The sequence below is a fragment of the Pantoea sp. X-Soil-TKNS-1207 genome (assembly GCF_059730485.1).
Map to the genome: position 1 here is coordinate 280052 of NZ_AP035960.1, position 13889 is coordinate 293940.

Genomic DNA, 13889 nt, shown 5'->3' on the forward strand with positions numbered 1-13889 from the left:
TTGCGGGAAGTATAACGGCAACGCCAGTTTCAGGCTGGCGTTGCCTGTCAGATTTGAGGTGAACCTCACTCCTGACTTTGCCATCGGTCCGTAGCGGAAGAAAGCGTGGATGTTTTAGCCTGCTGGTAACGACCTGCCGATAAATCATGGGCAACCGTCGGGTAAAAATCATCCAGCTTATAAAACCAGAGCAGGGTCAGATTGATTAAGGCGAGCAGCAAGGGAAAGAGAATGAACAGAAACTCAATGGTCTGTATCACTGCGGCGGGCTGCGGTGTATTGCCGCCGCTGACAAAACCCGCCGCGCCCAGTATCCAGCCGACGCTGGCCGTACCCAGCCCCATACCCAGCGTCTGTCCCAGCGTTCCCGCGCTGAACAGGATCCCCTCAATGCGCAAACCGGTTCGCCATTCGCCGTAATCGATGGTGTCGGCCAGTAGCGCAAACATGGTGGCGCCAATGCCGCAGAAACCCACGCTGCGCACCGCCGTGGAGACAATGACAAAAAGCGCCTCCTGTTTGTTGATCAGTGGGATCAGATAAGCCACGCAGCACACCAGTAATCCCAGCACGGCCAGACGTCGCTTACCCATTTTTTTCAACAGCAGAGGAATCACCATCAGGGTCAGCAGGCCCGGTATATATTGCGCCATGCTGATGTAGGCAATCAGTGAAACGTCAGACAAAATATACTTCGAGTAATAAACCCCGACGGCGGAGAGCGCCGTCAGGCTGGTAAAGGTGATGAGCAGATAAAAGAAGATGATTAACCAGTAGCGGTTTGCCAGCATCGAATGCACCACCTGCCGGGCGTTGATGCGCCTGCTGTTGTCTTTGCTCACCGGCTCCACGCGTTCACGCGTTCCCAGTGCGGTCAGCAACAGAAACAGCGCCGTGAAAAAACCTAATATCGCGAAGACGATAATCCAGGACGTTCTGCTGTTACCAAAAAAGGCGACGAGTGGCAGGGTGAAAACCCCCACGGTCAGGGATCCACAGGTCGAGAGTCCTTTGCGGAAAACGCTGAGAATGCCGCGCTGATAGTTATCCCGGGTGATAAGCGCCAGCAGTGAGCCATAGGCGATGTTGTTCGCGGTGAAGAAAATATTCGCCAGCAGATAGGTGATGCAGACATAAGCGACTTTCAGGCCGTCGCTAACGTCCGGGACCGTTGACATTAAAAATGCCGACAGCCCAAAGGGAATGGCCGTCCAGAGCACCCACGGACGCGCTTTACCCATCCGCGAGCGGGTTTTATCAATGCGAATGCCGACGAAAATACAGATGACGCCATCCAGCACACGGGCGAAAAACATCAGTGAGCCAATTAATAGCGCCGACATGCCCACCACGTCAGTGTAAAAATACGCCAGGAAGGTCACCATCAGCGTATAGGTCAGGTTAGTCCCGTAGTCGCCGACGCCAAAAGCCAGGCGTTCACGGATGCCGATGCGTTGCAGATCTTCATGAGCAGAAGGTTGTGTCATCACGCGTTCTCCAGTTCAAAAATCGCCACTCCCCAGTCAGCCAGCGTCAGCGTGTTGCCCTGCTGATAGCGCTGATCGCTCACTAATTCCCGCCCGGCGTGGAACGTCAGCGTGACGTCCACAGACGCACTGGAATAATTGAAATAGAAGAGGAGGGTATGGCCCGCGCGATTGACGGCGCGCTTTACGATAAGCGGAAAACGGTGAAGTTCCGCCTCCGCGCTCAGTTCAAGTCGTTGTTGTAAGTGCGTCAGCACGCTTTCCAGTGCGTTTTCGCTTATGTTGCAGCCCACGTAGGTTGCCGTACCTGCACCGTGCCGTTTATGCACAATGGCGGCATATTTTTTCCAGTAGGGATGCTGATAGCGCGCCCAGACTTCTGTATCCGGCCCATCAGTCTCCAGCAACTCCATCCAGTGGCTGACGGCAGCGAAAGCGGGTGGGATGTTCAGCACGTCGGATTGCAGGGTGACATCATGGGGTTCAACAAACAGCTGATAGCTGGCCCCCACGCTTTCACGGATAACCGCAGGCTGACGTTCATGACGCACCTTCAGATGTTCATTGGCAAAGCCTGATTTGAAGGAATACAGAATATGACCGCCATCGGCGACGAATTGATTTAGCCGCTGAAGCGATGCATCAGAAACCGCGTAGAGCAGGGGCGCAACCAGCAACTGATAGCGGGACAGGCGCGGATCATCAACGGTGAGAATATCGACCTCAATGTTCAGACGATACAGCGTGTCATAGAAGCTGCGCAGCAGGTCGTTATATTGATGCTCTTTAGAGCGACCAAACTGGTGCCCCTGCCAGGGATGCCAGTCAATCGCCGTCAGCGAATCATTACTGACGATGATGGCCACCCGATTTTGTTTTTTCAGCCCGGTTAACTGAGGCGATAAGCGCGCCAGCGCCTGTCCAATCTGCTTAGCCTCGTCATACACCGGATTGGGTTGCAGGTCGTGGCTGAGTAAACCTTTCCAGTATGTCTCATAGGCATTATGCAGCGAGTGCCAGTGCCAGTAGCCGATCATCGCTGCGCCCGAGGCAATATGGCTGAAGGCCTGCAAGCGCAATTGCCCCGGATAGGGCGTCCAGTTTTTAAATGCCTGAGCCTGAGTTTCCAGCACCAGGTAATTGCTGTCTTTTGTGGTGCGCGCAATGTCGCCGCAGAAGGCAATTTCTGCACCCGTAAGCTGATGCTGACTGGGGTGATAAATATCGACGCCGGTGATATCGAGGGCGGATGATGCCGCAAAGTGGTCGACCTCGCCACGCATACCCCAGGACCATGTGCGCCATTCGAAATCGAAGTTGTGCGTGATGAACTGATCGGGCAAACGATATTCGCTGACCAGCTGCGCCTGCCAGGTGAGAAAATCAGTCACCAGCTGGCGCTGATACTGCTGAAATGCCGCGCCAAGGCTGGCGTTGATGGTGCTCTCCAGCGGCGGGAAGTCTTCCCAGGCATCAATCCGGTTGCTCCAGTAGTTAAGACCATATTCCGCGTTGAGTTTTTCCAGGTCGCCGCCGAAACGTTGTTTCAGATGCCCGACAAAATCCCGCTGTACGTGTTCACCGCAGGTGTCGTAGTACTTCGATTCATTATCAATCTGATAGCCAATCACCGCCGGGTGGTTGGCGGTCGCGGCGAGTAACGCGCGGATGATACGTTCGGCATAACGCAGATAGATTGGGCTGGTAATATCCATTTTCTGCCGATGACCATATTTGTTCACCCCCAGAGGCGTTGTGGCCATGACGGAAGGGTGCTTTTTGGCAAGCCAGACGGGTATCGCATACGTGGGGGTGCCAATAATGACGGCAATCTGGTTGGCATACATCCGTTCGAGCACGGTCAGCACGCTGGAAAAATCAAACTCGCCGTCCCGGCGCTCGTAGCTGCTCCAGGTGCTCTCCGCGATACGTACCACGTTTATACCGGCCGCTTTCATCAGACGGATGTCCTCATCCAGCCGTTCTACCGGCATATATTCACGATAATAGGCGACACCGTATAACAGCTTATCCATTGCACTTCCCTCATCTCAGTACCGATAGGGCGGTACGTTATCTGAAGGGATCCGGTGAAAGATGAAGTATGTCGCTGCCTGCCAGCACCGGGCGGAGCTGACATCGTTGACTCATGGGATGCTCAGGGGACAGGGCGGTTGCGCACCGCCAATGGCGAGACAGTAAAGAGCCTGGAAGAAAAAATGATAGCTGACTGGCTTTTCTATCAGGGGGTCGAATACTACTACGAAGGCAGTTACCAATATGAGACCGCTGATGAAGACCATCGCCAGTATAGGCCGGATTTCTATTACCCCGAGTTGGAGCTTTACCACGAACATTTCGCCCTAAACGCCCAGGGTTTACCTCCCGACAATTTCGAAGGCTATCTGGATGGTGTCCACTGGAAGCGACAGTTGCACTATGACAGGGGCACATCGCTGTTTGAAACCACCTCGTACGGCCTGCGCCAGGGTAACGATTTACAGCGCCTTGCAAGCAAACTTACCTCTCTCGGGATAATTCTTGACCCTAATCCGGACCGGCCAATTCCTCCGAAAGGGCAGAAGCCAATGGAATCCGTGGAACTGGTTGGATTAGTGCGGACGTTCATCAGTCATGTAAAAAGTAATTCTCTGAGCATAAACGTATTACGCCACCGGCTGAAAGATTTACCGGGAGGCACATTCGTTAATCGCTATCAAATGTTCCTGGATATTGTTGAACCTATCCTTGCAGCATGGGACTCAGCGTTAAGGGCGGAAGGGAGTATCGATTTCGAGGATATGCTCAATCTGGCGGCAAGCCATCTGGAGAGTGGTCGCTACGTAGCCCCCTATGAACTGGTGATGGCTGATGAGTTCCAGGACGCCTCGCGTGCACGAGCGCGTTTGTGCCGTGCGTTGGTGCAAAAACCGCACAGATTTCTCTTCGCGGTGGGCGACGACTGGCAGTCTATCAACCGATTTGCAGGTGCCGATGTTTCGGTAATGACCGGTTTTAAACAGTGGTTCGGCCACGGGCAGGTGTTGAAACTTGAGCAAACATTCCGCTGTCCGCAGACATTGTGCGATATATCCAGCACCTTCATCGCTAAAAATCCGGCGCAGATTGCTAAATCGGTTCATTCTGCCACACCGGCTCATGGTCCGGTGCTTCAGGCATTCCAGGCAGACAGCAAAGATAAGCTGGCCGATGCAGTCGATCAGTTTGTTATGACACTGGCGGAAAAGGTACGTGATGGCTCAATCCCTCCAGGCCGCGACGGTAAGGTGTCCGTCTTCATCCTTGGACGCTATAACAGCGATCGCCAATACCTACCGTCACGAGTAGGCCGATTCGATCACTGGGTCAATGTGTCATTTCTGACTATCCATCGTTCCAAAGGCAGTGAAGCTGACTACGTGATCCTGCCAGAAATGATCAGTATCTCGCGGGGACGTAGCTTTCCTAACACGCGTACTGATGACCCCATCCTCGCTATGGCCATGCCTGATGGCGATAAATTTCCGCTGGGTGAAGAACGCCGGTTGTTTTATGTCGCCATGACCCGTGCGCGACGCAGTGTGGCAATGTTTACCGTGAAAGGGAAAAATTCCAGTTTTCTGCGTGAACTCAGACAGGACGGGAAAATTACGATTACTGACGTCGATGGGAGAGCGATTCAGGAAGAGAGTTGCCCGCTCTGTAAACAGGGTGTCATGGTGCTGCGCTCTGGTCCATATGGAGAATTTCATTCCTGTTCAAACTTTCCGGATTGCGGATATAAAAGCAATAAGCGCAATCCATCCCGATTGCAGGCACCAACATCTGGTGCATCAGTACAGAAGTCTGATGCGCGACCAAGACTGGATTTTCGGAAAACGATCAACGACGTTTTAGCCGACATTAGCCGAAACCAGAATCAAGACCAGCCCCCGCTTATTGAAAATGCCACGACCGATCTGAACAGCCTGATAGAGATTAAACTGAAAGATCCGTTATTTAGAGCAAATTATGAGAGATTGCAAAAAGTGTTGTCCTCTTCTGAGGATAAGAAATAGCATTTAAATATAGCCGTCTCTGACTCAAGGTAAACCTGACAGGGAGAGGAAATCGGGATATGAAACCCAGTAGTGATAAATTGACATCTGAACCTTATAGTTACCTTCTGGTCGATCCGGAATTTCTTTTCGAAGATTTCGAAGAATATGACTACGATTTTGACCGTGCTGCTGATGCTCGTTGTGCAGGATCTGGATTCATTCCTTTCAAAGAGAGTCCAGGGTGTGATGCATTCGCTATCCAATTCAGGGAGAAAAATGCAGCTTTAAACCTCCTGAAAATACACAAAAATTGCCACATTTAGAGGAAAGAACCAGAACCTGACAATACCCCTTTCCGCCGCAAGGAAGTCACGTACTGGCTTGTTACGCCCCCTGAAAAAACGATCTTTCGAATAAAAAACAACAGAAGATATTTACCCTGGCGACTCAGCGACGTTCCAAAACCGCATTATATGCTGGATATGGTATCCGACGAATTTATGGATGAATTTGGTGGTGTCGATCTTTGTTGGAGTGTAGACAGGCGTTTCTTCAGCCAGTCTGGCCTTACGGTAGATATGGTATTGAAGCATATCGCAAGATTTAGTATGTATCCGGGCTTGAGCAAACATATAGAAAAACCGCGTTCAATGTCCAGCCTCAGACAACATCTGAATCAACAGGACAAGACGATTGAAAAAATCAATGATTTTGTCTGCGTGGTCATATCTAACGATGATGAAGCCAGTGATTACGCCTGGCTAATTAATGATGAAAGTGGCACGCTGATATGCACGAATTATAACTCTGGCATGGAAAATATTTTCGAGGAGACGAAATGATATGACAGCTCAGATCAGAGAAAAGATTACGATCGGGTCAGAAAAGTATTATCTTCTTAATTATCCACTGGACGGTTATTTGAAGAGCAAAAACATCAGTTTTCATCCAGTAATCACCGCCTGCTGGCGCGGGTATGTGGCAGAATGGTCGGTTACCGATGACCGTCTGCTACTGCAACAGATAAAGCTGGTTGATCCTGAGTTGAATGCGGAAAAAATTTTCGATTTTGGTACTCACTTTCCTGTAAGCGCAGAATGGTTCACCGGCTACCTGGATTTTCACGATGGTTCGAGTATCTATACGATGAGCTGTGAAGTATTGAAGGGAGAGATCATCATGCCGACAAGGGAAATGCAAAGAGAAAAAAGTTCACGTAGCGGCATTCTTAAATATTATTAACGCGCATTTATTGGCTTTCCATTCTCCACTGTCCACAGCCACCAATCAACTAAACCGATGCCAGTGAAGGCGTGAAATAAGTTGGTTGTTTTGCCGATAGCGCGGCCGGTAAAAGAACCAACCCATAGTGATAATTATGCTGATCGGCATCGTTAGCTATGCCACCCTCATTACATCCTGGCGGGTGTCGCGTGATTTTATAATTAGTCAGCCAAACGCTGAAACTCATGTTCTTTTCTAATGGGGATTTTGGTCAGCGCCATAAACTGTGCCATTGGCACGGGTTCACCTTTCAACGTATCGAAGGCACTCGGCATTGGGGCGGGCAGCTCTTGCGCGGGGAAAACAAAGCCGCTACCCGGTTCAAAAGCCACAATGGCTTTCACCTTGTGGTTTTTCATCGCGGTATACCAGCCAGGACCACCCCCCTGAGAGTGGGTGAAGAGGATAGCCGGACCGGATTTATCAACCACAGCTGACATGGCGTCAGAAATAACATTGACATCAAATGACCCGGTGTTCGGCGTCATCTGGCGGAAATACTGATTCAGGGCCGCTTTGTCGTGAGAGAACTGAACGCCTGGAAAATAGTTGGGCCAGACACCAAGGCGAAACTGATTAAACCACATCTGCTCATCCGGCTTGGGTGCGATGGTGCCTGCGACAGTGCTGCGGCCAGCGCCTCCCCGACGGGGCTGATCAACCAGATAAGTTGAAAAACCGCGACGTAGAAAAATATTCTGGAAGCCTTCGCGACCATCCGGCGTCGTTTCCCAGGTCCGGGAGAACTGTCCCGCGCCATGCAGCATGACAATTGGGTATTTGTGGGGTTTTACCGGGATTTGGTAGAACACTTGCGCGTGATCGCCATGATAAGTTTGACCGGCAGAATCCAGCGGATTTTTCGTCTCAAATTTGGCAGGAGCGGTGATAACGCTGCCACCAGCGGCAAAACTTCCTTGCTCCTGAATAACGAGTGGCTCGGCCTGCACGGACTGAGCCATGATGCACATCAGCAGCGTGGTTAAAAGGGTCTTCAAGGTTATCTCCTCTGTGAAGGGTTGCTGCGGATCACGGATCAATCCGTGCCTGTTGCAGCGCATGCTCAGCCCGCATGGCTGCATCTTGTTCGCCGTGTTCACGCAGGATCTGCACCAGCTGCCGCAGTTGTCCTGCCGTCAGGCCGACGCGCTGGCTGGCGCGCATATGAGATAACAACTGAGCTTCAACGCCAGGGGTGGCGGCTAGTGCTCCGACGGTTGCCAGTTCGCGGCTTTGCCAGTCGAGGTTGTCACGGGCAAAAATGTCCCCGAACAAATGGGTTTGCAGGTACTGATTAATCACTGGCGCGAAATCAAACAATGGCCCCTGGACGGGGGCACCAGAGATTTTGGTCTGGTTAGCGATACCCACCCGGCGAAGTTCATCCCCGACCGGAATCGGTGTGGTTGGCTCGTTACCCTTGATATCGTGGATTCCGCGTTGTTGACGCGCTTCAACCACCTTCATCAGGGCATTTAACGCATTTAAGCTGCGCGGAAAGCCGGTATAGGCATACAGCTGAACCAAAACTTCTTTGATTTCGTTAACCGTTAATCCTGCGTCAAGCCCCTGATTCAGCGCAGTATTCAGCTTTTCCATCTGGCTGGTTGCCATATACGCGGCAATTAACGGAATGGCCTGTTGGCTTGCCGACAACGTGGATGACACGGTGTGTTCCTGCTGCCCGGTCGTCACTGGCGCAGCATGCACCGTGAGACTGCTACCCAGCATCAGCAACACCGCCGCGGTCAATACTTTAATGGGCGTGGTATTGTTCATCAGTCACCTTCTCCATCCAGTTAACGTTGCTGCCATTGACATTCCCGGTGATCGCCAGGTGTGTCATGGCACTGCCAGCGGCGGCACCATGCCAGTGTTTGACGCCAGGCGGGCATGACACGACATCACCCGCACGAATGATCTGTACCGGTTGGCCTTCCTGCTGCGTCAGCCCCACACCAGCGGTCACGATCAGTCGCTGGCCTGCCGGATGCGTATGCCAAGCGGAACGAGCACCAGGTTCAAAGGTGACATACGCCGCCGAAACATTGATGTCCTTATCGGGTTTGAATAACGGATCAACCCGGACTCGCCCGGTAAAGTTGTCCGCGGGTCCATATAACGCGTTTTGACTGCCTGCGGGGGACAAACTTTGCGTCTCAGCCGAAGACGCAAAAGTGAAGAGGGGCAGTAATAGCCCGAGGTAACGTATTTTTCCGGTCATGCTGAGCGTCCTTTTCATTGATGAAGGGGAGAACCAGCCATGATTCTAACGAGGGTGAAATGTCATCAGACTGACGCTTCCCTGACAATTTTGTCAGTTGGGCGACCCGTGGGTGGAATAGCGCTTCGCTCCGTATCCGGTTGCCTGGCAAAGGTCAGCCCAAAGGTATTGATGCCGCTTTCACTGTACGCAAAGACCTCCCCCCGGTGCATAATTGCCACGGCACGGACGATCGACAGGCCCAGCCCGTGATGGGTATCGCTGCGGGTGCGAGAGGAGTCAACCCGATAAAAGCGTTCAAAAAGCCGATGCTACTGCTCCGGTGCGATGGGATCACCCGGGTTGGAAACCGCAACACGGGCCTGATTATTGTTCTCGCTTAACTGAACGGTCACCTGACTGTTGTCTGGCGCATGCCTTGCGCTATTCTCCAGGAGATTAGCCAGCGAACGGTGAAATAACCGCCGATCAATATCGATCCTGACATCACCCTGTACTGCCAGAGAAAGCTGTTTTTCCGCAAATGAGGGTTCGACATATTCAGCTGTTTTCAACGTCTCTTCGCGTAGTGAGACCTGCGTGAGCTGAGCTGCATGTTCACCGGCGTGCGCATGGGACAGAAACAGCATGTCATTAACGATGGATGTCATCCGCTCAAGCTCTTCAAGGTTGGAACCCAATAACTCTTCCAACTCATCCTGTGAACGTCGACGTGATAAACCCAATTGCGTTTGACCAATCAGGTTGGTGAGCGGCGTGCGGAGTTCATGCGCGACGTCCGCGTTAAAGCTTTCGAGCTGTCGCCAGGCAATCTCCTGTCGTTCCAGGACACCGTTAAATGATGCAGCCAACTGCTGTAATTCTCCGGGTAAAGCGGTGGTATCCAGCCGTTGACCATGATCGCCCGGTGCGAGCAGTTGCGCCTGTTTGCCCAGCGTGCCCACCGGCCGCAGACCAATTTTTGAGACGCCATAGCCCAGTAACGCAACGATCAACACACCCACTATGGCAATCATCAATAGCGTGCGAGTAAAGGCATCCAGTGTGCCCATGTACGGTGTGGAGTCGATGGCGACGATAAAGCGCAACGCTGGTCGTTCGCCATTGGCAGGGATGGTTTTGACCAACAGGAAAAGCGAGCAGACGCCGTCTGATGCACCGGGCATCTTGTTAAAACCTTCCTGCAAAGACGACCACTGAACCCCCACCGGTGGCGCGCCGCCGACGTTGAAGCGCGGGTCGGCGCTGACTATCCAGTAGCGCACACGCTCCCCCTCAGAGTTGGCTAACACGGTGAATTTATTCGCCAGCGTAGACCAGTCATTCGCTGAGGTTCGCGCTGTGTTCCACGGACTCATTAATGATTGCCGGAACAACAGTTCGTTGTGCATCTGTTTTTGCAGCGAGTCATGCAACGAGCCGCGCAACAAAATGCCGATCCCGGTGACAATCAACAGCGCGGATAACGCAAACATCAATGCCAGATGTACCGAGATAGATCGCTTAACCATGCTGATCTTCCGGTCTGACTTCAAGGACATACCCCATCCCGCGCACGGTATGCAGTAACCTGACCTCAAACGGGGTATCAACTTTGGCGCGTAAGCGTTTTATCGCGACCTCAACCACGTTGGCGTCGCTGTCAAAATTCATGTCCCATACCTGTTCAGCGATCATCATCTTCGACAAAATTTCCCCCTGATGGCGGGCCAGCAGACTCAGCAAGGCAAACTCTTTCGCTGTCAGTTCCAGCCGGATACCCGCGCGACTTACCCGTCTGGACAGCAGGTCTACCTGCAAATCATGAATATGCAGTTGTGTGATATCCGCGCCATCGGTTGAGCGGCGACGAACCAGTGCCTGAATGCGGGCGACCAACTCAATCAGCGAGAAGGGTTTGGGGAGATAATCATCTGCCCCAAGCCGTAACCCTTTGACGCGTTCATCAACCGATCCCCGTGCAGATAACATCAACACCGGCGTCTGTTTGCTGGAGCGCATACCTTCCAGTACCCGATAACCATCCATTCCTGGTAGCATGACATCAAGGATGATCGCGTCGTAATCGAACTCCAGCGCGTAATGCAACCCTTCAGCACCATTCGCCGAGACATCCACCGTGAACCCGGACTCGCCCAAAGCGCGACGAAGATAGGTTGATGTTTTTTCTTCATCTTCGACCAACAACAGGCGCATAACGCTTTTTCCTCTTGAATATAAACTGGGGCCATTCTGCCCCTGACTTGCCAACATCACGCTGACGCTTTCCTGACAAAAATGTTATTCACCCGTCACCATGCTGACAGCCGTTCCTCCCTAATCTGGCCGCGTATATTTGCTTTCACGAGCCAGACAAACGGGAGATACCATGAAATTCACGCTGTTAAATGCAATGCTGCTTACCGCTATGGCCAGCGTCGCCTCCGTGCAGGCGGCTGATTACAAAAAGAATCCGTTCACCCTCGTGTATGACGGTGCCATCACCGCGAATGTCTAGGGGCAGGTCAATATCCATCCGGTCAAATACGATCTCCACGGCATTCAAATTGCCGCGAATGTCTATACGCCAGCCAATTACGATCCCGCGAAAAAATATCCGGCGATTGTGGTTGCCCACCCAAATGGTGGCGTAAAAGAGCAGGTTGCCGGGTTGTATGCACAACGTCTGGCCGAACACGGATACATCACCATCACCGCAGATGCGGCCTATCAGGGTGCCAGTGGGGGTATGCCTCGTAGCGTTGATAAACCCGCTAATCGCATCGAGGATATTCATGGCATGGCTGACTACATCAGCCAGTACCCTGGGGTTGATACCGCCCGCATTGGCTTGCTGGGCATCTGTGGTGGTGGCGGTTATTCATTAAAAGCTGCTCAGACTGATAAGCGTTTTAAAGCGCTGGCGACGCTGAGTATGTTTGACTCTGGCCGTGTGCGCCGCAATGGTTATCAGGATTCACAGATCTCCACCATTCAGACGCGTCTGCAACAGGCCAGCGATGCGCGCGCGAAAGAAGCCGCAACCGGTGAAGTCAGTTACTCCGGCGATGCCAACCTGACAGATGACCAGATCGCGAAACTGCCGTTCGATCTCTACCGCCAGGGCTACGAGTACTACTGGAAAACCCATGCTCACCCGAACTCAACATTCCGCTATACCACCAGCAGCCTGCTTGATTTGATGAGCTTTGATGCGCAAAGCAATATGGATCTGATCAATCAACCACTGTTGATGATGGCCGGAACCAAAGCGGACTCGCGTTATATGACCGAAAGTGCCTTCAAAATGGCCACAGGAACAAAGAATAAAGAACTGTTCCTGATCGATGGTGCCACCCATATCGAAACCTATTGGGTACCACGCTACGTTGACCAGGCGATGAGCAAGTTAGATACCTTCTTCGATAAGAATATTTAAACCGCTATTAACAGGCAGATTAACCTGGCAGGTTCAAAAGATAATTGCGCCTGCCGAATAAACGCTATGAATTAAATTCATAAATTAAATTTAGCGGGGCGCAGTAATAAACATTATTTTTTCACCTGAATTGTCAGAACTATCAAGGCGCTGGCTAGCGTAAACACAGCAATGATCCAGCCCATGGTCCAGGGTGTGCCATCGCTAAACAGCGCCAGTAATAGTGAAGAGACAATTCCACTGCCGTACTGAAGCGACCCCATCAACGCTGATGCCGAGCCTGCAACATTGGGAACCGCATCCAGTGCGCAAGCCGTAGACGTTGCGGCGATGATGCCATTCATGGAGAAGAAGACAAACACGGTCCCCACAATCATGCCCATCCCGCCAATACCCAATCCGGTTGCGACAGCAAGCCCTATGGCGGCAAGGGTTGCCACGGATACGGCAATTTTCAGTAAGGCTTCCAATGGAAAGCGGTGAACCAGGCGTCGGTTCACCATGCTCACCGCCATCAATCCAACGATATTAACGGCAAACAGCCACCCGTAATGCTGCGGGTCAACACCAAACCAGGTGATGTAAACAAATGGGGATCCGGTGATAAAGGCATAAGCGGCAATGTAGTAGAACGTCACGCAGAGCGTAAAGCGCATGTACTTGCCGTTCGTCAGTAAGGCGTAGTAGTTGCCAAAGGCGCTGGATACGGACGCTGCTGAACGTTTATCTTCAGCTAACGTTTCTGGTAGCCACAATAACGAAAACAACATCAATGTGCCGATCAGTGCCAGCAGCCAGAAAATGGCATGCCACGACGTGACCTTAATCATTTGTCCGCCCAGGAGAGGCCCGGCAATGGGTGCTATTGCCATGATGATGATCAGGGTCGAGAGCATTTGCGCGGCACGCGTGCGACTAAACAGATCGCGAATCATCGCACGCGCCAGCATGGGACCGGTACAGGCACCTAACGCCTGAAAGACGCGCCAGAAGACGATCTGCACGATATCGGTTGATAACGCACAACCCACAGAACCTATCACGAATAAAACCATACCGATGAATAGCGGCAGGCGGCGTCCGTAGCGATCGCTAATCGGTCCCCAAATTAACTGTGCAATGCTAAAGCCGATTAAAAATCCTGTAATGGTGAGTTCCGCATCGCCCTGTAAATCTTTTGCCATCAGGGGCATGGCGGGAAGATAGATATCCGTTGATAAGGAGGTAACAGCCATCAATGCGCTGAGAATAAGAACAAATGTCAGGCTGCTTTTGTTAACCGTCGCTGACTGCGTTCGTGCCTGTAAATTAAGCATGGTGACCCGTCTGGAGACAAAGAGAGGGGTGCATGTTAACGGGTTTAAGCGGTGAGATAATGTCAGGTAACGGGATAGGGATTATGAATTTTATTCATTAATTTGTTGCATTACCGGCAC

General features: G+C 52.0%; 9 protein-coding genes and 4 pseudogenes. 5 read left to right on the forward strand and 8 right to left on the reverse strand.

Translation table 11 applies throughout. From position 1 onward, the window contains the following. Positions 1-65: 65 nt before the first annotated feature. Complete coding sequence (locus AC6I8V_RS24565) at positions 66-1487, reverse strand: MFS transporter (RefSeq protein ID WP_497847010.1); 1422 nt, start codon at positions 1485-1487, stop codon at positions 66-68. Continuing rightward, complete coding sequence (locus tag AC6I8V_RS24570; RefSeq protein WP_497847011.1) at positions 1487-3523, reverse strand: beta-galactosidase; 2037 nt, start codon at positions 3521-3523, stop codon at positions 1487-1489. Before AC6I8V_RS24570 ends, AC6I8V_RS24565 begins: the two co-directional genes overlap by 1 nt. 72 nt (positions 3524-3595) lie before the next feature. Here AC6I8V_RS24570 and AC6I8V_RS24575 point away from each other — a divergent pair. From AC6I8V_RS24575 to AC6I8V_RS24590, 4 genes and pseudogenes are all read left to right on the forward strand, one after another. Next, positions 3596-5272: pseudogene (locus tag AC6I8V_RS24575) on the forward strand (UvrD-helicase domain-containing protein); the annotation flags it as partial. A 332-nt stretch (positions 5273-5604) separates the two neighbouring features. Next, on the forward strand, positions 5605-5850 hold the full coding sequence (locus AC6I8V_RS24580) for a hypothetical protein (RefSeq protein WP_497847012.1): 246 nt from the start codon (positions 5605-5607) through the stop codon (positions 5848-5850). 177 nt (positions 5851-6027) lie between these two features. Continuing rightward, positions 6028-6369: a hypothetical protein gene (locus AC6I8V_RS24585; protein WP_497847013.1), complete on the forward strand. Its 342-nt coding sequence runs from the start codon at positions 6028-6030 to the stop codon at positions 6367-6369. Between the two features lies 1 nt (position 6370). Then, the gene (locus tag AC6I8V_RS24590; RefSeq protein WP_497847014.1) at positions 6371-6769 is read left to right on the forward strand and encodes a hypothetical protein; all 399 of its coding nucleotides are present in this window, start codon (positions 6371-6373) and stop codon (positions 6767-6769) included. Between the two features lie 239 nt (positions 6770-7008). Here AC6I8V_RS24590 and AC6I8V_RS24595 read toward each other — a convergent pair. The 5 genes and pseudogenes from AC6I8V_RS24595 to AC6I8V_RS24615 form a co-directional block, all read right to left on the reverse strand. Further along, positions 7009-7809, reverse strand: a pseudogene (locus AC6I8V_RS24595) (alpha/beta hydrolase); the annotation flags it as partial. Between the two features lie 31 nt (positions 7810-7840). Beyond that, positions 7841-8590 (reverse strand): carboxymuconolactone decarboxylase family protein, encoded by a 750-nt coding sequence (locus AC6I8V_RS24600; RefSeq protein WP_497847015.1) that lies wholly within the window; start codon positions 8588-8590, stop codon positions 7841-7843. Further along, positions 8568-9035 (reverse strand): (R)-mandelonitrile lyase, encoded by a 468-nt coding sequence (locus tag AC6I8V_RS24605; RefSeq protein ID WP_497847016.1) that lies wholly within the window; start codon positions 9033-9035, stop codon positions 8568-8570. The genes AC6I8V_RS24600 and AC6I8V_RS24605 overlap by 23 nt, the downstream gene beginning before the upstream one ends. A 65-nt stretch (positions 9036-9100) precedes the next feature. Further along, positions 9101-10546: pseudogene (locus AC6I8V_RS24610) on the reverse strand (heavy metal sensor histidine kinase). Continuing rightward, positions 10539-11231, reverse strand: a complete 693-nt coding sequence (locus AC6I8V_RS24615) for a heavy metal response regulator transcription factor (RefSeq protein ID WP_497847017.1) — start codon at positions 11229-11231, stop codon at positions 10539-10541. The pseudogene AC6I8V_RS24610 and the gene AC6I8V_RS24615 overlap by 8 nt, the downstream one beginning before the upstream one ends. Before the next feature lie 196 nt (positions 11232-11427). On the opposite strand from AC6I8V_RS24615, the pseudogene AC6I8V_RS24620 reads away from it, so the two are divergent. After that, positions 11428-12453 (forward strand): annotated as a pseudogene (locus AC6I8V_RS24620) (alpha/beta hydrolase). A 113-nt stretch (positions 12454-12566) separates the two neighbouring features. On the opposite strand, the gene AC6I8V_RS24625 reads toward AC6I8V_RS24620, so the two are convergent. Then, a complete protein-coding gene (locus AC6I8V_RS24625; protein WP_497847018.1) occupies positions 12567-13769 on the reverse strand; it encodes a multidrug effflux MFS transporter in 1203 nt (400 codons plus the stop codon). Positions 13770-13889 lie beyond the last annotated feature (120 nt).